The sequence below is a fragment of the Acidovorax sp. HDW3 genome (assembly GCF_011303755.1).
Classification (GTDB): domain Bacteria; phylum Pseudomonadota; class Gammaproteobacteria; order Burkholderiales; family Burkholderiaceae_C; genus Paenacidovorax.
In genome coordinates, this window is the sequence record NZ_CP049885.1 from 1416654 (window position 1) to 1438619 (window position 21966).

Annotated in this window: 15 protein-coding genes and 1 pseudogene; 8 read left to right on the forward strand and 8 right to left on the reverse strand. The window is 65.8% G+C overall.

The features are described 5' to 3' along the window. Positions 1–12: 12 nt before the first annotated feature. From G7045_RS06345 to G7045_RS06355, 3 genes are all read right to left on the reverse strand, one after another. A complete protein-coding gene (locus G7045_RS06345; protein WP_166158832.1) occupies positions 13–1572 on the reverse strand; it encodes a PepSY domain-containing protein in 1560 nt (519 codons plus the stop codon). 16 nt (positions 1573–1588) lie between these two features. Beyond that, entirely contained in the window at positions 1589–3811 is a 2223-nt protein-coding gene (locus G7045_RS06350) for a TonB-dependent siderophore receptor (RefSeq protein WP_240919288.1), read from the reverse strand. Positions 3812–3950: 139 nt separating this feature from the next. Further along, positions 3951–4310, reverse strand: a complete 360-nt coding sequence (locus tag G7045_RS06355) for a DUF2946 family protein (protein ID WP_205737215.1) — start codon at positions 4308–4310, stop codon at positions 3951–3953. Between the two features lie 98 nt (positions 4311–4408). On the opposite strand from G7045_RS06355, the gene G7045_RS06360 reads away from it, so the two are divergent. Continuing rightward, positions 4409–6016 carry an HD domain-containing phosphohydrolase gene (locus tag G7045_RS06360; protein WP_166158834.1) on the forward strand — a complete coding sequence of 536 codons (1608 nt, stop codon included), beginning with the start codon at positions 4409–4411 and terminating at the stop codon, positions 6014–6016. Between the two features lie 15 nt (positions 6017–6031). Here G7045_RS06360 and argA read toward each other — a convergent pair whose 3' ends face one another. Together argA and G7045_RS06370 are read right to left on the reverse strand one after the other, a co-directional pair. Continuing rightward, positions 6032–7378 (reverse strand): amino-acid N-acetyltransferase, encoded by a 1347-nt coding sequence (gene argA / locus G7045_RS06365; protein ID WP_166158836.1) that lies wholly within the window; start codon positions 7376–7378, stop codon positions 6032–6034. A 111-nt stretch (positions 7379–7489) separates the two neighbouring features. Then, positions 7490–8629, reverse strand: a complete 1140-nt coding sequence (locus tag G7045_RS06370; RefSeq protein ID WP_166158838.1) for an acyltransferase — start codon at positions 8627–8629, stop codon at positions 7490–7492. A gap of 112 nt (positions 8630–8741) precedes the next feature. On the opposite strand from G7045_RS06370, the gene hrpA reads away from it, so the two are divergent. Both hrpA and G7045_RS14895 read left to right on the forward strand, forming a co-directional pair. Beyond that, positions 8742–12767 (forward strand): ATP-dependent RNA helicase HrpA, encoded by a 4026-nt coding sequence (gene hrpA, locus G7045_RS06375; protein ID WP_370521741.1) that lies wholly within the window; start codon positions 8742–8744, stop codon positions 12765–12767. After that, a pseudogene (locus G7045_RS14895) lies at positions 12739–12918 on the forward strand (BrnT family toxin); the annotation flags it as partial. The gene hrpA and the pseudogene G7045_RS14895, both read left to right, overlap by 29 nt. 30 nt (positions 12919–12948) lie before the next feature. On the opposite strand, the gene G7045_RS06385 reads toward G7045_RS14895, so the two are convergent. Next, positions 12949–13944 (reverse strand): tyrosine-type recombinase/integrase, encoded by a 996-nt coding sequence (locus G7045_RS06385; protein ID WP_166158840.1) that lies wholly within the window; start codon positions 13942–13944, stop codon positions 12949–12951. Positions 13945–14143: 199 nt separating this feature from the next. Between G7045_RS06385 and G7045_RS06390 the strand changes: the two genes are divergently transcribed. Beyond that, positions 14144–15235, forward strand: a complete 1092-nt coding sequence (locus G7045_RS06390; RefSeq protein ID WP_166158842.1) for a DNA-binding protein — start codon at positions 14144–14146, stop codon at positions 15233–15235. Between the two features lie 10 nt (positions 15236–15245). On the opposite strand, the gene G7045_RS06395 is transcribed toward G7045_RS06390, so the two are convergent. Further along, on the reverse strand, positions 15246–17087 hold the full coding sequence (locus tag G7045_RS06395) for a long-chain fatty acid--CoA ligase (protein ID WP_166158844.1): 1842 nt from the start codon (positions 17085–17087) through the stop codon (positions 15246–15248). A gap of 89 nt (positions 17088–17176) precedes the next feature. Then, positions 17177–17815, reverse strand: a complete 639-nt coding sequence (locus G7045_RS06400; RefSeq protein ID WP_166158846.1) for a GntR family transcriptional regulator — start codon at positions 17813–17815, stop codon at positions 17177–17179. A 136-nt stretch (positions 17816–17951) separates the two neighbouring features. Between G7045_RS06400 and scpA the strand changes: the two genes are divergently transcribed. Genes scpA through meaB form a run of 4 tightly spaced genes read left to right on the forward strand, consistent with a single transcriptional unit; the run spans position 17952 to position 21925 of the window. Then, a complete protein-coding gene (scpA, locus tag G7045_RS06405; protein WP_166158848.1) occupies positions 17952–20108 on the forward strand; it encodes a methylmalonyl-CoA mutase in 2157 nt (718 codons plus the stop codon). Between the two features lie 48 nt (positions 20109–20156). Continuing rightward, positions 20157–20498: a hypothetical protein gene (locus G7045_RS06410; protein ID WP_166158850.1), complete on the forward strand. Its 342-nt coding sequence runs from the start codon at positions 20157–20159 to the stop codon at positions 20496–20498. Then, on the forward strand, positions 20495–20911 hold the full coding sequence (locus G7045_RS06415; RefSeq protein WP_166158852.1) for a type II toxin-antitoxin system VapC family toxin: 417 nt from the start codon (positions 20495–20497) through the stop codon (positions 20909–20911). The genes G7045_RS06410 and G7045_RS06415 overlap by 4 nt, the downstream gene beginning before the upstream one ends. Positions 20912–20917: 6 nt before the next feature. Then, complete coding sequence (gene meaB / locus G7045_RS06420; protein WP_166158854.1) at positions 20918–21925, forward strand: methylmalonyl Co-A mutase-associated GTPase MeaB; 1008 nt, start codon at positions 20918–20920, stop codon at positions 21923–21925. Positions 21926–21966 lie beyond the last annotated feature (41 nt).

Genomic DNA, 21966 nt, shown 5'->3' on the forward strand with positions numbered 1-21966 from the left:
AAAGCCTGAGCCTCACTGCGGCGCCATGCCGGGGCGGCGCGGGCGCGCCACGCGCAGCTTGAGCGCCACGCGCCGCCAGCCGATCACGATACCCGTCAGGCTCATGACGGCGCCACCCAGACTGAGCACGATCAGCACGCCATCCCACAGCGGGCGCAGGCTGAGCAGCGGCAACCAGTCCCAACTGTGCAGCATGGCAAACAGCCAGCGATGCAGGCGGCGGTGGCTGTCGGTGCGGCCGAGCACCGCGCCGGTGTGCGGGTTCACGTGCACCCAGCTGGCCTGCGCGTCGCTGAAGACCACGCGCAGCACCGGCAGGGGCTTGTCGGCGCCGCCGCCCATGGTGTGTTCGGCGCGGGCGTAGTAATGGGTGTCATAGGCCTGCAGGGTGTCGATGCGCACCACCGGGTCGGGCAGCAGGCGGGCGACGGCGGCTTCCAGCTCGCCCGGCGCCCAGGCGTGGGGGCGGGCCGTGGCGGCGTCCAGCAGTGTGGCCGGCTCCCCCGGGGCCGTGGCCTGTACCAGGGTGTGGCCTGCCGTGCGCGTCCAGCGCAGCTCGCGCACGCTCGCCGGGGCGGCGGCCAGCAGGGCCGGCACGCCAGCCGGCTGCGCTGGCAGCAGGAGGGGGCCGCCCTGCATCGCCGCCATCCGCAGAGGTGTGGCGCCACTGTCGAAAAGGCGCCAGGGGTTCATCGACATCAGGCCGCTGAAGATCCAGGTGAAGGTGATGGCTGCAAACAGCAGGCCCGTGGCGTGGTGCCAGCGCATCATGGCGCCGGGGTAGGGCGAGCGCCTGCCGCTTTTGTACCTGCCGGCAAAGCGCCAACGCAGTACCCCGACCACGGTGCCCAGCAGCGTCACCGCGATACCCAGGATGGACAGCCCGTTCACGATATCCGTCCAGTACGCATTGAAGGCATTGCCGCGCAGGGGGTAGAGCCAGTGGATCCAGGCGCCGGCGTAGTTCCACAGGCGTTCGGTGCGCGGGGCATCGCGCACCACCTCGCCGGTGGTGCCGGAGATGTAGAGCAGCGTGCCTTCGGCGTCGTCCAGCCGCACGCGGTGCAGCGGGCGGTGGGCGTCGAGCGCGCGCGAGTGGGTGAAGGCGTCTTCATCCAGCGGGCCCTCGTAGGCCAGGGCAACGCCTGCGCCCGCGTAGGCGGCGGCGCTGGCCAGGGCGTGCGCCGTATCCACGCCGGCCAGCCGGGCGCCGGTTTCGGCGTCGATGACCACGGTGGCAGGGCGCGCCATCCTGGCGTTCTTGCGGCCTGCCGCCGGGGCGTCTTGCGCGGGCGTGGCCAGGTACACCGGGCGGCCCGCGCTGGCCACGGCCAGGCGCAGGTCCTGCAGCGGGCCGTCCAGTCCGGCGGCGGCCAGCGCCTGCGCGGGGCCGAGCGCCACCGGGGCCGTGCGCAGGGGCGGCAGGTGCTCCAGCCGCTCGGCGGGCGTGAGCTTGGGGTAGCCCACGTACATCATCACCACGCCCGAGACGAACCACATGGCAAAGAAGGCGCACAGCAGCACCCCCAGCCAGCGGTGGATCAGGAACAGCCAGCGTTTGGCATGTGCCATGGCAGCCTCCGGCAACTCAGAACGCGACGTGCAGCGTCACGTCGGCGGTGCGCGGCGCGCCGAGGTAGACCTGGTCCCGCGTCTCGGCCGCATAGATGCGGTCGGTGGCGTTGCGCACGCGGCCTGTCAAGGTCGTCGTCTTGTTGATCTTCCACGCCAGGCCCAGATCGAGCAGCGTGTACGACGGCCAGTACTTGGTGTTGGCCGCATTGCCATACACCTTGCCGACATAGCGCACGCCAGCGCTGGCGGTGACGGTGGGCGTGATCGCATACGACGCCCATAGGTTGGCCACCTGCTGCGGCACCAGTTGCGGCACATTGCCCGCGCGCGAAACGCCGCCCTGCACAAAGTTCTCGTACCGTGCACGGATCAGCGACAGGTTGCCCTGCAGCTGCCATTGCGGCGTGGGGCGAATGCCCGCCGACAGCTCGATGCCCTTGGACGACTGCTCGCCAACCAGCACCGTGAGGTTGGGGTTGGACGGGTCTTGCGAGGCGATGTTCTGGCGGCGGATGTCAAAGGCCGCCACCGTGGCGCTGCCCTTGCCGTCCCAGAAGTCGAACTTGCTGCCGACTTCGACCTGGCGGCCCGTGGTCAGCTCGCTGTTGTTGCGCACATCGGCAAACGAGGCCGAGGCCAGCGAGCCCGAGGGCGGGTCGGCGGCGTTGGAGGCCTGCGCATACAGGTTGGCACCAGGCGCAATGTCCCACACCACACCCAGGCGGCCCGTGGTGGGGTTGTAGCTGCGGCTGAAAGTGGCAGGCGCGGTGGCCGTCACGGCGCGGCGGTTCACCAGCTCCAGGTCGATGCGCTCGTGCCGTAGCGCAGTAATCAGGTTCACCCCGGGGGCTACCAGGGTGCGGTTTTCCAGGTACAGCGCGGTGTTGGTGATCTTGTTGTTCTTGTCCGGGTTCAACGCTGGCGACATGCCGGGGATGTCAAAGAAGTTCTCGGTCGTGAAGTGGTAGGGGTTTACCGTGCTCACCGTGACCGAAGGGCCGAAGGGGAAGCGCGTCTGCCGGTTCACGCTCACGTCCAGGCCAAAGGCCCAGTCGCTTTTTTTGCCCGCCCACTGGCCTTGGTAGGTGCCCTCCAGCCGGTCGCCCACCAGCGTCTGGTCGTGGCGCTGCAGGTAGGGGGAGGTGCGGGTGACAGCGGTGTTGTTCGCGTTGAAGGTGTAGATCTCGACATTGCGGTAGTCGCGCAGGGCGTCGTACACGTAGAACGTGTTCTTGAGCTGCAGCGCATCAGACACGCGCCACTGCGCCACCGAGCGCAGCCACTGCACACGGTGCTCGTACATACCGTCCGCACTGTTGTAGTTCTTGAAGCGCGTGGCCGGGTCGATGCGCAGCGCGCCCTCGGCGGGGTTGAGCACCGGTGTGCCCCAGTAGGGGCGGTCCACATGGTCCTTCTGGTACTCGTAAGCCAATGTGTGCGTCCAACCTCCGCCCAGATCCGACAACAGCGAGGTCGCCAGCTGGGTGGACTCGGTCTTGGTGCCCTCGGTCCAGCTGCCTGCGTTGCGGTGGTTGAGGTCGATGCGCGCGTAGTGCGCAGGGCCTGCGCTGCCATCGCCGCCTGCGATGCGGCGGTTCAGGCCCACCGACACCTCCTTCAAATCGTACGCGCCCAGGCGCAACTGGCCCTCGGCAAAGTCGCTGCGCTCGGCCGTCTTGGTGATGTAGTTGATGGAGCCGCCGACGCCGCCCGAGCCGTACAAAAAGCTTGACGCGCCGCCGATGGCCTCGACGCGGTCGTAAATCCAGCTGTCCACCGCACGCGTGGCACTGCCGTACTGTGGGCTGATGCCGTTGTAGAGCTGCGCTACCGAATTGCTGGTGAAACCCCGGTAGTGCGCAGCCATGGAACCCGGTGCGTTGTGCGCGGTCACCCCAGGAATGGCGCGCAGGATTTCCTGCGTGTCCTGGGCGCCGCGCGCCTCGATGGTGGCGCGGTCCACCACGGTGACGGCGGCTGGGTTCTCGCGCGCCGTCAGACCCAGGCGGCTGCCGGTTTCGACCGGAGTATCGAGGTTCAGGCGGCCATTGGGCGTGGGTACGGAATCGACCACCTGCACGGCTTGCAGCGTGGGCGTATCAGTGCTCTGGCCTTGGGCTGCGGCTGCCAGGGGCGCGAAGGCCAGGCCTGCCAGCAGGCTGGCATACAGAGGTGACAGGGTGAACGAAGGGGCATGGGCGCGCGTGGCGGCCACGCGGGCAGGGAAACGGGTCATGGAAACTCTCTTGAACGGATGGCGCGGCTGCGCGGGCCGGCCCTTGTGCGCAAAGGCGGCGTGGCGCAGGCAGGCTCAGGCGCAGACACACAGGCCCACGGCCGCAGGGGGGGGCGGGTGCAGGCGAAGCGGGAGTCGGTCAGGAGAGTGGGGGCGGGCCACGCGCCGGCAGGGGCGCAGCGGTGGCGGCTGCGATGCGTGCAGCCTCGATGGGTTGCAGCGCATGGGCCAGGGGCAAGGGCGGGATCACTGTGCCGATCGCCGGGGCCGGCGGTGCACCTACTGGCGTGCACAGCGGGCAGTCCATGCCGGACGATCCCATTTTTTCCACCGTGCCGTCATCGGTCTGCATGAGCAGCATGATGGCGCCAGTGCCGGAGCAGATGAGCTGCACCGGCTGCGGATGCACGATGGGCGCGGCGATGGCCACACCGAGTGATGCCAGGAACCAGGCCAGCACCCACAGGCGTAGCACATAAAAGATTCTTGGCATATTCATGTTTGCGATCATACCCGGCAACACACTGGTGCATCACCTGCGCTCTGCTAACTCACATTTGGCTACCATGCGTCCATACCAACCGCCAGGAGGGGATGATGGGCCAAGACAGTGAACACGCGCTGCTCGAACGGCTGGAGCAGCTCAACCGCATCGGCGCTGCGCTCTCGCGCGAACGTGATACCGAGCGCCTTCTGGCCAGCATTCTCGATGCTGCCAAAGAGCTGCTGGGCGCCGATGGTGGCACGCTCTACCGCGTGCGCGAAGACGGCCAGGCGCTGCGCTTTGCCATCGTGCGCACCGATTCGCTGGGCCTGCGCCTGGGCGGCCCGGGGGAGGAGGCGCCGCAGTTTCCCGACCTGCCCCTGCACCAGGCCGATGGCAGTCCCAACGACCGCCTGGTGGCCGTGCACGCGGCGGTGCACGACCGCACGGTGAACATTGCCGACGCCTATTGCCAGAAGAATTTTGATTTTTCTGGCACCCGCGCCTTTGATGCCCGCACGGGCTACCGCTCGCAGTCGTTTTTGACCGTGCCGATGAAAAACCACGAGCATGAGCTGATCGGCGTGCTGCAGCTCATCAACGCCCGCGCCTGCGAAGGCGGCGCAGTACGCGCCTTCAGCGCGCAAGACCAGCACCTGGCGGAATCGCTGGCCTCGCAAGCGGCCATCGCCTTGAGCAACCGCCAGCTCATAGGCCAGCTCGAACACCTGTTTGAGTCCTTTGTGCAGCTCATCAACCTGGCGATTGACGAAAAATCTCCCTACACCGGCGGCCATTGCCAGCGCGTGCCCGCCCTGACCATGGCGCTGGCCGAAGCCGCCCACGCCTGCACGCAAGGCCCGCTGGCCGAATTTGCCATGACCGAGCGCGACCGCTACGAGCTCAAAATGGCCGGCCTGCTGCACGACTGCGGCAAGATCACCACGCCCGTGCACGTGGTGGACAAGGCCACCAAGCTGCAAACCATTTTTGACCGCATCGACCTGATCGACACGCGCTTTGAAGTGCTCAAGCGCGACGCCCAGATCGACACGCTGCGCCACCAACTGGCGCTGCGCCCCGTGCAAGACGCGGTGGCAGAAGCACAACTGCAGCAGCAGCTGCAGCAGCACATGCGCCAGCTGCACACCGAGCGCGATTTTCTGCGCAGCAGCAACCAGGGCAGCGAAGCCATGTCCGAAGCCGCACAGCAACGCGTGCGCGACATTGCCCAGGCGCACCAGTGGCGCAACCCGCAAGGGGTGCGCACGGCCTTTTTGACGGCCGAGGAGGTGGACAACCTGACGATACGCGCCGGCACCCTGACCCAGGCCGAGCGCGATGTCATCAACCACCACATCGTCGCCACCATCAAAATGCTCGAGAGCCTGCCCTGGCCCGGGCACCTGAAAAACGTGCCCGAATACGCCGGCGGCCACCACGAGCGCATGGACGGGCGCGGCTACCCCCGGGGCCTGACGCGCGAGCAAATGAGCTGGCAGGCGCGCATGTTGGGCCTGGCGGACATCTTTGAAGCCCTCACGGCCGTCGATCGGCCCTACAAGCGAGGCATGAAGCTCTCTGAAGCGCTGGCCATCATGCAGCGCATGACCGACGGTGGCCACATCGACCCGGACCTGTTCGCCATCTTTGTGCGCGAGCGCGTGTACCTGCGCTACGCCCAGCAGTTTCTGGACCCGGCGCAGGTGGATATCGACTGACCCAGCGCGCGTTTGTTACAGCCGCTTGACCAGTACCTGGCTCTTGCGGTCCCAGTTGTACTTGCGCTTGCGCGCCTCGGGCAGCCAGTTGGGATCGACCGGGGCAAAGCCGCGCTTCAAGAACCAGTGCATGGTGCGCGTGGTCAGCACGAACAGGCTGGCGAGCCCCTGCTCGCGTGCGCGCTGCTCGATGCGCTTGAGCAGCTTCTCGCCGTCGCCCGTGCCCTGGCTTTGCGGTGAGACGGTGACGGCGGCCATCTCGCCGGTTTTTTGTTCGGGGTAGGGGTAGAGCGCGGCGCAGCCAAAGAGCACGCCGTCGTGCTCGATGATGGTGTAGTTGGCAATGTCGCGCTCGATCTCGGTGCGGTCGCGTTTGACCAGGGTGCCGTCTTTCTCGAAGGGCTCGATCAGTTGCAGGATGCCGGCGACGTCGTCGGCCGTGGCCTCGCGCAGCTCTTCGAGTTTTTCATCGACCACCATGGTGCCAATGCCGTCGTGCACGTAAATTTCGAGCAAGAGCGCGCCGTCGGCAGCAAACGGGATGATGTGGCTGCGTTCGACGCCATGCTGGCAGGCGCGCACGCAGTGCTGCAGGTAAAACGCCGGGTCGGTCGGGCGCAGCGCCGGGGGCAGCTTGGTGAGCAGCTGGCGTGCCTGGGCCAGGGGCAGCTCGGTGTCGATGGGGTTGTCCTCGCTCTCGGGCTCCTCCGGGCGCGTGCGGATGCCGGGCACTTCGGCCAAAAAAATGAGCTTGTCGGCCTTGAGCTCGCTGGCCACGCGCGTGGCGACTTCTTCCATCGCCAGGTTGAAGGCTTCGCCGGTGGGCGAGAAGCCAAAGGGCGACATCAGTACCAGCGCGTCCATGTCCAGGCCGCGCTGGATGCCGGCCACGTCCACCTTGCGCACCATGCCCGAGTGCTGAAAATCCACGCCATCGACGATGCCCACCGGGCGCGCGGTGATGAAGTTGCCCGAGATCACCCGCACCTTGGAGCCCGCCATGGGCGTGTTCGGCAGGCCCTGGCTGAACGCGGCCTCGATCTCGTAGCGCAGCTGGCCGGCGGCCTCCTGGGCGCAGTCGAGCGCCACCGGGTCGGTGATGCGCAGGCCGTGCGAGTAGCGCGCCGCATGGCCTTTGGCCGCCAGTTGCTCGTTCACCTGCGGGCGAAAGCCGTGCACCAGCACAATCTTTACGCCCATGGCCTGGATCATGGCCAGGTCTTGCGCAATCACCTGCAGCTTGCCGGCCGCAATCGCCTCACCCGGCAGGCCGATGACGAAAGTCTGGTGGCGAAACTTGTGGATATACGGCGCCACCGAGCGAAACCAGGGCACGAAGGTGAAGTTGAAAACGGTGGACATGGGCGGTGTCAACGGCAGTCAGGATGGAAAAAAGCCTGCCCCCGGGGCCGGGGGCAGGCACAAAACGTTGCGCAGTGTATGCGGTTTCGCGGTTTTTGGTGCTTTTTTGGCTCAAACAGGCGCCGGACAAGCGCGAGTAGCTATTGTTTTTGTAGCTTTTACAGGAGCCGTTGGCGCCGCCAGGGGCACAGGGCGTGGGCTGCGTGGCTGGCGTTGGCGGTCGCGCCAGCGCAGCGCCCAGCGCTCGACCGTCATGAGCGAAACCCAGGCCAGCAGCGCCGACAGGGCAAAGCCCAGCAGCACCGTGGGCGCCCAGTGCCAGTCGGCGCGCAGATAGCGCACGATGGGGTAATGCCAGAGGTAGATGCCGTAAGAAAGTTTGCCCACCCACACCAGCGCCGGTGCGCGCAGCATCTCGTGCAGGGGGCTGCGGTCGTTTTGCAGCGCCAGCAGCACGACCAGGGTGGCGCATTCGACCAGGGTCAGGCCCCAGAGCATGACGTTCATGTCGTCCCAGGCATGGGCCATGAGCAGCGGCACGGCCAGCACCAGCCACATGCCGTGCGCCAGACGCTGGCGCAGGGCAGCGAACCAGGCCGGCTGCTCCAGCAGCAGCGCAGCCAGCAGGCTGCCCAGCAGCAGGCCGCTGGCGCGGGTGTCGAAGCGAAAGAAAATCTCGTAGAACTGCTGGCCCTGCGCCACCCACAGCCCACGCCAGGCCCAGGCCAGCAGCCACAGCAGGGCGATGGCACGCCAGCGCTGGCCGGGGGCGCTGGTGCGCACCAGCAGCATCAACAGCGGTGGCCAGACGAGGTAGAAATGCTCCTCCACCGCCAGCGACCACATGTGCAGCAGCGTGCCGGGCTGGTCGAAAAAGGCAATGCCGTAGTCCGCCAGGTAGAAGAAGGACACCAGGGCGTCGCTATAGACGTCGGTCAAATCGGGCCAAAGCAGCGGCGCGAACAGGCAGTAGGCGAGCAGGAACAGCGCCAGCGCCGGCATCAGCCGGTACAGGCGGCGGCTGTAGAAGCGCCAGTAGGCAATGCGCCCGCTGCGTTCCACCTCCTGCAGCAGCAAGGTGCTGATGAGGTAGCCGCTCAGCACAAAAAACAGATCGACGCCGTAGAACGCCCCCTCGAACAGCGGTGCGTGCGCGTGCGAGAGCATGACGAGCAAGATGGCCACGCCGCGCAGACCGTCGAGCGCGGGGTTGTAGGGCAGAGCGGGGCGGTGTCCTGGTGGCTGGTGCATGGGCGGGCGGCGATGACAAAGGGCGATGGCCGGGCGGCCTGGGGTAAACCCGAAAGGCGCGGATTGTAGTCAAAGCCCGCCGGCGCTGCTGTAACGGATAATTGCGCCCCTTATGCCCCCCCACTTGCCTCTGCCGTTTCAGATCACCTTTCCCGAGTCCCTTCCCGTCTCCAGCCGCCGCGAAGACATCATGGCTGCGATGCAAAAGCACCAGGTCATCATCGTCTGCGGCGAAACCGGCTCGGGCAAGACCACGCAATTGCCCAAGATCGCCCTGGCGCTGGGGCGCGGCAAGTGCAACGCCCCCGAGGGCCAAAAGGGCCGCCTGATCGGCCACACCCAGCCCCGGCGCATTGCGGCCAGCAGCGTCGCCAAGCGCATTGCCGAGGAGCTGAAAACGCCGCCCGGCGAGGTCGTGGGCTACAAGGTGCGTTTTGCCGACACGCTGCAAAAAGGCGCCTCCGTCAAGCTCATGACCGACGGCATTTTGCTGGCCGAGACGCAGACCGATCCGCTGCTCACAGCATATGACACCCTCATCATCGACGAGGCGCACGAGCGCAGCCTGAACATCGACTTTCTGCTGGGCTACTTGCGCCAAATCCTGCCGCAGCGGCCCGATTTGAAGGTGGTGGTCACGTCCGCCACCATCGATGCCGAACGCTTTGCCAAGCACTTTGAAAGCAAGAACGGGCCAGCGCCGGTCATCATGGTGTCCGGGCGCACCTACCCGGTGGAGATGCGCTGGCGGCCTTTTGAAGAAAAAAAGGACTTTGACCTCAACGATGCCATTGCCGATGGCGTCGATGAGTTATGGCAAGGCGGCGCGGGTGGCGACATCCTGATCTTCCTGCCCGGCGAGCGCGAAATCCGCGAGGCCGCCGACCACCTGCGCAAGCACCTGCAGCATTCGCCCATCCTCCGAAGCGCCGAGGTGCTGCCGTTGTTCTCGCGCCTGTCGCAGGCCGAGCAGGACAGGATTTTTGACAGCCACACGGGCCGGCGCATCGTGCTCGCCACCAACGTGGCCGAAACTTCGCTCACCGTTCCTGGCATCAAATACGTGATTGACGCAGGCACGGCGCGCGTCAAGCGCTATTCTTTTCGCAGCAAAGTAGAGCAGCTGCTGGTTGAGCCCATCAGCCAGGCGGCCGCCAACCAACGCGCTGGCCGCTGCGGGCGCGTGGCCAACGGCATCTGCATCCGCCTGTATGACGAGGCGGACTTCAACCAGCGCGACCGCTTCACCGACCCGGAAATTTTGCGTTCATCGCTTGCCGGCGTCATCCTGCGCATGAAGTCGCTCGGCCTGGGCGACGTGGTCAACTTCCCCTTCCTCGAAGCGCCCTCGGGCCGCGCGATTGCCGACGGCTACCAGCTCTTGCAGGAGCTGGGCGCGGTGGACGAGCGCGGCCAGCTGCAGCCCATGGGCCGGGAGCTGGCCAAGCTGCCGCTCGATCCACGCGTGGGCCGCATGATCGTCGAGGCGCGCACACGCGGCGCGCTGGCCGAGGTGCTCATCATCGCCGCCGCCCTCTCGGTGCAGGACGTGCGCGACCGCCCCCTGGAGGCGCAGGCCCAGGCCGATCAGGCGCACGCCAAGTTTGACGACGAGAAAAGCGAGTTTTCCGGCTACGTGCGCCTGTGGCACTGGCTGCACGACGCGCGCGGCGGCAAGGTGGTGGCCAGCAGCCGCAAGGAGATGGCGGCGCAGGCGGCGCCGGCTGACAAGGCCAGGAACCAGGCGTTTTTACCGGTGAGCCAGCGCGCCAGCGGTGCCCAGCCAGCGCCCACCGCCCCCGCCACGCCCGCGCCAGGGGCTGACACGCACAAACTCAGCAACCGCCAGTGGGAGCAATTGCTGCGGCAAAACTACCTGAACATCCGCCGTGTGCGCGAGTGGCGCGACATCCACTCGCAGCTGCTGACCGTGGTGCGCGAGCACCAGTGGCCGCTCAACCCCCAGCCGGCGGGCTACGAGGCCGTGCACCTGTCCATGCTCGCTGGCCTCTTGGGCAACATCGGCTTCAAGGGCGAGGAGAGCGAGGCTTATTTGGGCGCGCACGCCATCAAGTTCCACCCGCACCCGGGCGCGCACCTGAACAAGAAGCCGGGGCGCTGGATCGTCGCCGCCGAGCAGGTCGAAACGTCGCGCCTGTATGGCCGGGGCATTGCCGCCATCGAGCCGCAGTGGCTGGAGGAGGTGGGCGGCCATCTGCTCAGAAAACAGCTTTTAGACCCGCATTGGAGCAAAAAGCAGGCCGATGTCGTCGCTTACGAGCGTGCCACGCTCTACGGCCTGGTCGTTTACAGCCAGCGCGGCGTGAGCTACGGCCGCATCGACCCGCACGAAGCACGGCAGATGTTCATCCGCCGCGCACTGGTCGAGGGCGAATGGGAGTCGCCCTGGCCCTTCCTCGCCGCCAACCACAAGACGGTGCGCAAAGTCGAGGAACTGGAGCACAAAAGCCGCCGCCAGGACGTGCTGGTGGACGACGAGCTGATCTACGCCTTCTACGACCAGGCGATTCCCGAGGGCATCTACAGCGGCGCCACGTTTGACAAGTGGTTCCGCCAGGCGAGCAAGGATCAGCCGCAGCTTTTGCGCCTGTCCAAAGACGAGCTCATGCGCCACGAGGCGGCGGGCATCACCAGCGACAAATTCCCCAAAATCGTGCGCCTGGGCGGCGTCGATTGCGCCGCCAGCTACCTGCACGAGCTGGGCAACCCGCGCGACGGGCTGACGGTGACGATCCCGCTGTTCGCCCTGAACCAGGCGAGCGAGGAACGCGCCGAATGGCTGGTGCCAGGGATGCTCAAGGAAAAAATCCAGGCGCTCTTGAAAAGCCTGCCGCAGCGCCCGAGAAGCCGCTTCGTGCCCCTGCCCGAGCACGCCGAGCGCCTGGCGCAGCAGTTTTTGCAGCAGGAACGCTGGCGCCAGGGCGGCTTGATCGACGTACTTTTGAAACAGGCGCGGGATGAAACTTCGCTCGATGTCAAGCGCGCCGACTTCAAGCCCGACATGCTCAGTCCGCACCTGTTCATGAACCTGCGCGTGGTCGATGAGCATGGCCGCCAGCTCGGCCAGGGGCGCAACCTGGCCGCGCTCAAGGCCGAATGGGGCAGCAAGGCACGCGGCGCGTTCCAGGCGCTTGCTACGTTAAAGATAGCTGCTGGCGCTGACCCAGAGCCAAAATCAGAGCAAAAACTACCTGAAACCAGCACTGGGCAAGCGCAAGCAGCTCCTAAAAAAGAAGCGCCTGAAAGTGCCACAGCCCCTCACCACAGCGACAGCCGCTATACCCAGTGGAGCTTTGGCGCGCTGCCCGAACTGATGGAGCTGAAAAAAGGGGCCCACACCCTGGTCGGCTTTCCAGCCCTGATCGACCAGGGCGACGCCGTCACCATCGAAGTCTTTGACGAGCCCGAGGTGGCCGCCGCCCGCCACCGCCTGGGCCTGCGCCGCCTGGTGGCGCTCGCCATCAAGGATGCGCTCAAGTACCTGGAGAAAAACATCCCCGACCTGCAAAAAATGGCCGTGGCCTATATGCCGCTGGGCACGCAGGAGGAGCTGCGCGCGCAGATCATCGCCACCGCCATGGACCGCGCCTTTTTGCAAGAACCCCTGCCGCACAACGCCGAGCAGTTCGCCCAGCGCGTACAAGAGGGCCGGGGCCGCCTGACCCTGATTGCCAACGAAGTGGCGCGCCTGGCCGGCACCATCCTGACGGAATACGCCGCCGCACAGCGCAAGATCAAGGACACAAAAAACGCCCCTGAAGCCACGCAGGACGCGGGCAAGCAGCTACAAAATTTGATAGCCAAGCAGTTCATCGCCCAGGCCCCTTGGGCGCAGCTGCAGCATTTCCCGCGCTACCTCAAGGCCATCACCGTGCGCCTGGATAAATACCGCGCTGATCCGGCGCGCGATGCAGCCCGGCTCAAAGAGCTGCAACCGCTGGAGCAGCGCTACACGCGTTTGCTGGCCGAGCGCAAGGGCGCGCAGGATGCGCGGATGCAGGAATACCGCTGGATGCTGCAGGAGCTGCGCGTGAGCTTTTTCGCCCAAGAGCTCAAAACCCCGTACCCGGTGAGCAGCAAGCGGCTCGATAAGGTGTGGGCGCAGCTGCAAACCTGAAAACGCAGCCGGGGCTGGCGTAGCGCTCAGCACGCGCAAGCAGTACGCCGAGCAGCGTTTCGAGGCCATGGGCTACATCGGCAACCGCTTGCACGTAATGATTTATTGCCTGCGCCCCGATGCCGTGGGCGTCATCAGCCTGCGCCAGGCCAACAAGCGAGAGGAAAAGCGATATGCCGCCCTACAACGCAGGGCGGTTGTCTCCAACCGTGCCCTCACTCCCCAGCGCCTGCGCAAACCGCGCCTGCAGACCACTGCCGCCGGCGTCCAGGTAGCGCAGGGCGGATTTCATGTCCTTCCAGCCGACGTAGGCCATCAGCTCGCGCAGATCCCAGCCGGCATCGCGCGCCCAGTTGGCAAAGCCACGGCGCAGCGAGTGGCTGCTAAAGCCTGCAGCGCCTTCAATGCCCGCAGCGTGCAGCAATTTCTGCAACCAGGGGGCGATGCTCGCGGCGGCCATGGGGCGGCTGGCAACGTGGCCCCACTGGTCAATGCCCGGAAACAACGGCCCCGCCCGCAAGCCTGAGAGCTGCAGCCAGGCATGGGTGGCGGCCACCGGGCACAGGCGCGGCAGCGCCGGGCAGTCAAAACTGCGCCCAAGGTTGAGCCGATCGCCCTTGGATTGCGGCAGGTAGCACACCAGGGCCTGGCCGGGCGTGAGCTGCAGGTGCTCGATCGCCAGGCGTGTGATCTCGTCGGAGCGAAAGCCGCGCCAAAACCCCAGCAGGAGCATCGCCCGGTCGCGCGCGTGGCGCAGCGCTTGCACCTTGTCGCCCCCGGTCTGCGCCGCAGCCTGCTGGTGTGCCAGCCAGGCATCGGCCTGCTGCAGCTGCGCCAGCGCCAGGGGCTGTGCCTGCTGCACCTGGATCGGGCGCGTGGCGCGGATGCCGCGCAGCACTTTTTTCACCAGCAAGCCCTTGGTCGGATCGGCAAAGCCCTGCTCCCCATGCCAATGCGCCAGGGCGGCCAGGCGCTGGCGCAAGGTGGCGATCGACAGGCTGTGGGCGTGATCGGCCAGGTACTGCGCCACCTGGCCCTCGGTGGCGGGCAGGAAGCCCTGCCATTCCTGCTCGAAATGGCGCAACGCCTGGGCGTAGCTGCGCTGGGTATTGGCGCGCTCGGCGGCGGCGAGCAGGCTGTCCAGGCTGGGGGGTAGGGAAGGGGCTGGCGGTGGCATGTTTTCAGGAGGTGCGGCGGCGCAGGTGTACCGCCCACGGGGCGCCAGGGGCAGCAACACCCCTGAAAAACCCGGTCGGATTTGATAATACGCCATTATCCAATGTGAAATTTTTCAAATAACAAAACAATCGCATCGATAAATAGTATGTACAATCGTACCACGTAACACAGTACGAAATTACAGCAAAGGGCATGGCATGGCACGCGGCGGTATTTACAAGGCAGAGGTGCAGCGCGCGCGCGAGCGCCTGCTGGCGCAGGGGCGCAACCCCAGCATTGACGCGGTACGTGCCGAACTTGGGCATACGGGCTCCAAAACCACCATCCACCGCTATCTGAAAGAGATCGAAGAGGAGGAGGGCGCGCCCAGCGGCAGCAAAATTGCCGTCAGCGAGGCGTTGCAAGAGCTGGTGGGGCGCCTGTCCGCACGCCTGCAGGAAGAGGCTGACGCCCGCATCACCACGCTGCAGGCGCAGCACCAGGCGCAGCTGCAGGCGCTAGAGGCCAGTGCCCAGGCCCAGCAGGCGCAGTTGCAAGAGCAGCAGCAGCGCTGGCAAGCCCAGGCCGAGCTGCTGCATGCCGAGCGCCGGGCGCACCAGGGCGCGCAAGAGCAGCTGCGCGCTGCCGAACTGGCCCAGGCCCGCCAAGGCCAGGAAAACGCCGACCTCAAGGCGCGCCTGGGGCAAGAGGCACAGCACCGCCAATCGCTCGAAGAAAAGCACCAGCACGCACAGCGCAGCCTGGAACATTTCCGCCAGGCCGCCAAGGAGCAGCGCGAGCAGCAGCAGCGCCAACACGAGCAGCAGGCGCAGTACCTGCAAAGTGAGATTCGCCGCCAGGGCCAGCAGCTCACGGCCAGCCAGCAGGCATTGGCACAGGCGCAGCAAGAGGCGGCCGCGCAAGCCTTGGCACTGGCCCAGGCCGAGCAGCAGGCGCGCCAGCACCAGGCCGAGGGCGCGCAGTCGCAAGCAGCCCTACAGGCGCTGGAGCAGGCGCACGCCCGGCTGCAAGCGCAGCACAGCGCACAGGCCCAGGCACTGCAAGCGGCGCAAGAAATGGCACAAAAAATAGCGCAAGAGCAAGAAAATGCAGAGCAAAAAGCCGTGCAAGCCTTGCAGAATCAGCGTGAGACGCTACAAAATTTGCAGCAAGAACAACAGCAGCTGCAGCAGCGCTGCCAGCAGCTGGAGCAAGACAACGCCCGCAGCCAGGCCATGCTGCAGGCGCACAAAGAGGCGTTTGCCCTGCTGGCGCAGCAGGTGCGCCCGCCCGAGCCGGGGCGGGATTAACGCTTTTGATTTACCGCTTTTGGTACAGGGCTTCGATGGCGGCGCTGTAGTGCGCCATCAAGGGCTTGCGCTTGAGTTTGAGCGTCGGGGTCATGAAGCCGTTGTCTATGGTCCAGGCGTCGCGCACCAGGTGTACGGCGCGTGGCACGGCGTAGCGCGGAAAGTGGGCGCAGCGGCGCTCGATGTGCTCTAGCACCCGGCGCTGGGCAGCAAAATCCTGCAGGCTCGCCGGGTCGTCGGCGGGCAGGCCCAGTTCAGCCGCCAGTTGGCGCCATTCCTGGCTGCGCAGCGTGACCACACACGAAATGAAGGGGCGCTGCTCGCCAATCACCAGCGCCTGCTCGATCAGCGGGTCGGCGGCGATGGCCAGCTCCAGGTCGGCGGGCGGCACTTTTTCTCCGGTCGAGGTGACGATGATTTCCTTGATGCGCCCGAGGATGCGAATGCGCCCATCGACGATCTCGGCCTGGTCGCCCGTGCCCAGCCAGCCGTCGGTGGTAAAGGCTTTGGCCGTGTCCTCGGGGCGGCCCCAGTAGCCTTTCATGACGATGGCGCCGCGCACCTGCAGCTCGCGGTTCTCGCCAATGCGCACCTCCACCCCGGGCAGGGCGCGGCCCACGGTGGCGGGGTCGTTGTCGTGCAGGCCGTTGGCGCTGACCACCGGGGTGGTTTCGGTCATGCCGTAGCCCTGCAGCAGCGGCAGGCCCAGGCCGAGAAAGCATTCTGCGATGGTGGGCGAGAGCGGCGCGCCGCCACTCACAGCCACACGCACGCGCCCACCCAACTGGGCCAGCAGTGGCCGCGCGACCAGTGCGCGCAGCAGCGGCCAGGGCAGGTGGCGCAGCCAGCCGCCGGCCTGGTCTGTTGGCACGGGGGACAGTTTTTGCGCAGCGCGAAAACGCCGCCAGCCGACGGCCTGGGCGGCGGCAAACAGCTGCTGTTTGAACGGGGAGGCGCTGAGTTTTTCTTGCAGCTTGGCGTGGATGCGCTCGTAAATGCGCGGCACGGAGATGAGCACGGTCGGGCGCTGGCTTTGCAGGTCTTCAGCCAGCAGCGCCACCGAGCGCGCGTAGACCACGCAGCTGCCCGCTGCCAGCGCCAGGTAGTAACCGGCGGTGCGCTCAAACGTGTGCGATAGCGGCAAAAACGACAGGAAAACGTCTTGCGGCGTGGGCGTGACGCGCGCGAGCACCGCCTTGACGTCGGCCATGACGTTGGCGTGCGTGAGCATCACGCCCTTGGGCTTGCCGGTGGTGCCGCTGGTGTAGACGATGGCGGCCAGGTCTTGCGGGCCGGGCGGCGGCGGCAGAGCCTGGTCGTCGGGTGCCTGGGCCAGCCAGTCGGCCAGGCGCGAGATGCGCGGCAGGTTCAGGCTGGGGCTGGCGCGTTGCTGCTGCGGGTCGGTCAGCACCACGTGCTGCAGCTGGGGCAGCTCCAGGCCGGCGTCGCGCACGCCCTCCCATTGCTGCGCCTCGGCGACGATCAACATGCTGACCTGCGCGTCTTGCAAGATGAAGGCAATGCTGCCGGGGTTGTCGATGGCGTGCAGCGGCACCGGCACGCAACCGGTGGCCAGTGCAGCCTGGTCGATGCTCATAGCATCCCAGCCATTGGGCAGCAAGATGGCAATGCGCGCACCTGCGGGCAGGCGGCTGGCAGCGATGGCGCGCGCCCATTGCTGCACGCGCGCCTGGGTTTGCTCCCAGCTCAAGCTGGCCCAGCGGCCTGCGGCGGGGTCAAACTGCCGATAAGCCTCGCCCCCCGGGGTGCGTGCGCTGCGCCAGGCGAGCAGCTGAGGCAGGGTGTGGCAGTCTTGCAAAGAACGGGCGGCAGGCGTGGGCAGGAGGGTCATGCGGGCAGGTGAGTCAGGGTCAACCCTGGGTAAAGCCCGAAATGATAGCGCTGCGCCTGGGGGAAGGGGTTCAGAGCGTGTTTACGCTCTCAGGCCGCTGCCTGCAGGCCGTTTTCAAAATGCGACTGCATCGCCAGCCGTGCCGCGCTGGCATCGTGCGCCTGCAGCGCCGCCATCAGGTTGCGGTGCTCGGTCAGGGATTCTTCGATGCGCCCCTGCTTGAGCAGGGAATTGTGGCGGTTGAGCTTCATCACCTTGCGCAAATCGGCCACCAACTGGTCGCGCCAGCGGTTGTTGGCAATTTCCAGCAGCGCCATGTGAAAACGCTCGTTGACGGCAAAAAACTGGTCGCGCTCGCCGGTGCTGCGTTCGAGCTCGGCGTGCAACGCCTGCAATTGCTGCAGCTGCTCTGCGCTGGCGGTGTGGGCGACGATGGCGGCGGCGTCGCTCTCCAGCAGCGAGAGCAGGTGGTACACGTCGTGCAAATCCTTGTCGCTCATCTCAGTCACGTAGGCGCCCCGGCGCACCTTCATGGTCACCAAACCTTCGGCGGCCAGCACCTTGATGGCTTCGCGCAGCGGGGTGCGGCTGATGCCAAATTCCTCAGCGATTTTCAACTCGTCGATCCAGCTGCCCGGAGCCAGCTCGCGCCGGAAGATGCGCTGGCGCAGTTGCTCGGCAACCTGCTCGTACAAGGCTTTGGGTGTAAGGGGGGCGACAGGGTACATGTGCTCAAATGTAAAGCAAAAGAGTTAAGAATTAATAATTACAGCTAGGGTACACTCCCGCCATCGTGCAAATCGGCGTAGCCATGCGCCGGGTTTGCCCTCCGTCTTGCCAATTTTGCGAAAGCGGCCTGCCACCATGAGCCACCCCGATTCCATCTTCAAGACTGCCGACCTCGACGCCTGGGCCAAGGCCGCCGCCAAATCTGCCCCCGGCGGCAACGTGGAGGCGCTCCACTGGACAACACCCGACGGCATCAGCGTCAAACCCCTGTACACCGCCGCCGACACGCAGGATTTGCCCTACGCCAACACGCTGCCGGGCTTTGAGCCCTATCTGCGCGGCCCACAGGCCACCATGTACGCCGTGCGCCCGTGGACGATCCGCCAATACGCGGGCTTCTCGACCGCTGAAGAGTCCAACGCCTTCTATCGCAAGGCGCTGGCTGCGGGCGGGCAGGGCGTTTCGGTGGCGTTTGACCTGGCCACGCACCGGGGTTACGACTCAGACCACCCGCGCGTGACCGGCGACGTGGGCAAGGCGGGCGTGGCGATCGATTCGGTGGAGGACATGAAAATCCTCTTCAACGAGATTCCGCTCGACAAGGTATCCGTCTCCATGACCATGAACGGTGCCGTGCTGCCGGTGCTCGCCGGCTACGTGGTGGCAGCGGAAGAGCAGGGCGTGAGCCAGGACAAGCTCTCCGGAACGATTCAGAACGACATTCTGAAAGAGTTCATGGTGCGCAACACCTATATCTACCCGCCCAAGCCGTCGATGCGCATCATCGGCGACATCATCGAGTACACGGCCAAGAACATGCCGAAGTTCAACTCGATCAGCATCAGCGGCTACCACATGCAGGAAGCCGGTGCCAACCAGGCGCTGGAACTGGCCTTCACGCTGGCCGACGGCAAGGAGTACGTGAAGACCGCCGTCGCCAAGGGCATGGACGTGGACGAATTTGCGGGCCGCCTGTCGTTCTTTTGGGCGATCGGCATGAACTTCTACCTGGAGATCGCCAAGATGCGCGCCGCGCGCCTGTTGTGGTGCCGCATCATGAAGGCCACGGGCGCGAAGAATCCCAAGAGCCTGATGCTGCGCACGCACTGCCAGACCTCAGGCTGGAGCCTGACGGAGCAAGACCCGTTCAACAACGTGGTGCGCACCACCATCGAGGCCATGGCCGCCGTCTTTGGCGGCACGCAAAGCCTGCACACCAACGCGCTCGATGAAGCCATTGCCCTGCCGACGGAGTTTTCTGCGCGCATCGCGCGCAATACGCAGCTCATCATCCAGGAAGAGACCCACATCACCAACGTGATCGACCCCTGGGCTGGCAGCTACATGATGGAGAAGCTGACCCAGGACATGGCGGACGCCGCCTGGAAGATCATCGAAGAAGTCGAAGCCATGGGCGGCATGACCGCTGCCGTGGACTCGGGCTGGGCCAAGCTCAAGATCGAGGCCGCAGCGGCTGAAAAGCAAGCGCGCATCGACTCGGGCAAAGAGGTCATCGTCGGCGTCAACAAGTACAAGCTGGCCAAGGAAGACCCGGTGGACATCCTGGAGGTGGACAACGTCAAGGTGCGCGAGAGCCAGATTGCACGCCTCAACGCCATCAAGGCCAAACGCGACCAAAGCGCCGTGGATGCTGCGCTGGCAGCTCTCACTTCTGCAGCAGAGTCGGGCAGCGGCAACCTGCTGGACCTGGCCATCAAAGCCATTCGCCTGCGCGCCACGGTGGGCGAGGTGTCGGACGCCCTGGAAAAATCCTTTGGCCGCCACCGTGCGGATACGCAAATGGTCACTGGTGTCTATGCTGCCGCCTACGACAGCGCCGAGGGCTGGGAAAAGCTCAAGGGCGAGATCAACGCCTTTGCTGAACAAGAGGGCCGCCGCCCGCGCGTGATGATCGCCAAGCTGGGCCAGGACGGCCATGACCGGGGTGCCAAGGTGGTGTCCACCGCCTTTGCCGATCTGGGCTACGACGTGGACATCGGCCCGCTGTTCCAGACGCCCGAGGAATGCGCGCGCCAGGCGATCGAGAACGACGTGCACGCCATTGGCGTCAGCACGCTCGCCGCCGGCCACAAGACGCTGGTGCCCGCCATCATCAAGGCTTTGAAGGAACAGGGCGCAGATGACATCATCGTCTTCGTCGGCGGCGTGATTCCGGCGCAGGATTACGACTTTTTGTGGGATGCGGGCGTCAAGGGCATCTACGGCCCTGGCACGCCGATTCCGGCCAGCGCCAAGGATGTGCTGGAGCAAATCAAGAAGGCGATTGCCTGATGCCCTGATTTGAAATACAGTAATACCGTATTTCAACAGGAGAACACCATGGCTGTATCTGTCCGCATGGAGCCTTTGCTGGAGCGTGAGCTGGAGCTTGCCGCCAAGCGTCAAGGGGTGACCAAGTCGCAGTTCATCATCGCTGCCGTCGAGCGTGCGCTCGGGCGCAAAGACCCGGCGCAGCTCTACCACCAGGTGATGGAAGAGGCGGCGCAGTACCGCGTGGGCGAGGGGGTATTGGAAGGCACTGTGCCACCCAGCACCGGGGACAGCCTGCGCAGCAAACTGCGCGCGCAACACGAAGAACAATCCCGAGACTGGCTGGCCTACCAGGAGGCGCGCAAAAAAGGCGTGGCCTGGGTGCCCGACGATGAAGGCAGCGCACCGTGAACGTGGCTTTGCTCGATACCGGCCCGCTGGTGGCGCTGTTTGATGGGGATGAAATTGCCCACCCGCATTACCGCGCGCTGCTGCAGTCTGAGCCTGCAGGCTGGCGCCTGACCACCACCTGGCCCTGCGTGGTCGAGGCCTCGCACTTTCTGTCCCCGACAACCCGCTGGCAGATGCTGCGCTGGATAGAGCAGGGCGCCGTCAACATCTTTCCATTCGACCCCGGCCATTTGGGTGAGATGCTGGCGCTGATGCAGCAATACACCGACAGCCGGCGGACGCAAATGGACTTTGCCGACGCCACGCTGGTCTGGGCTGCGCAAGAAACCAACACCCAGCAAATCTGGACCATCGACGTGCGCGACTTCTCCCGCTACCGCCTGCCCGATGGTCGCAGCTTCGAGATTTTGTAAACCGGCATGACACCTTTCACCTTGCTCGACGCCATCACCAGCGGTGCGCCCCTGGCGCGCCGCCGCGCCATGGCCAAGGCCATCACGCTGCTCGAATCGACCCGGCCCGACCACCGCGCCCAGGCCGACGAGCTGCTCACCGCACTGCTGCCGCACACCGGCCGCGCGCTGCGTTTGGGCATCAGCGGCGTGCCCGGCGTGGGCAAATCCACCTTCATCGAGGCACTCGGCCTGTACCTGATTGGCCAGGGGCTCAAGGTGGCCGTGCTGGCGATCGACCCCTCATCGTCCGTCACCGGCGGCTCCATCCTGGGCGACAAGACGCGCATGGAGCAGCTGTGCCAGCAGGAAGCCGCCTACATCCGCCCCAGCCCCAGCGGCGGCACCCTGGGCGGCGTGGCAGAGAAGACACGCGAGGCCATGCTGGTGTGCGAGGCCGCAGGCTACGACGTGGTGATTGTGGAAACCGTGGGCGTGGGCCAGAGCGAAACCGCAGTCCACGGCATGACGGACATGTTCTGCCTGCTGCAACTGCCCAACGCGGGCGACGACCTGCAGGCCATCAAAAAAGGCGTGATGGAGCTGGCCGACCTGGTGGTCATCAACAAGGCCGACATCGACCCACGCGCCGCCACCCGCGCGCAATCGCAAATCACCTCCAGCCTGCGCCTCTTGGGCCTGCACGGCAACCCCGAGCGCGACCCGCACGACGCCAGCCATTGGGTGCCGCAGGTGCTGCAAATCAGCGCCCTGCAGCACCAGGGCGTGGATGGCTTTTGGGCGGCAGTGCAGCAATACCGCCAGTTGCAGACCACCAATGGCCGCCTGGCCGCGCGCCGCGAGAAGCAGGCCCTGGCCTGGATGTGGGAGCGCATCGACACCGGGCTCAAGCACGCTTTTCGCCAACACCCCCAGGTGCAGGCGCTCTTGCCCAGCTTGCAGGCCGACGTGGCCGCAGGCCGCATCGCAGCCAGCACTGCAGCAAGAAATCTGCTTGCAGCGCAGGCTGGATAAGCGCGAGCAGCTACTAATTTAATAGCAAACAGAATTTTTCA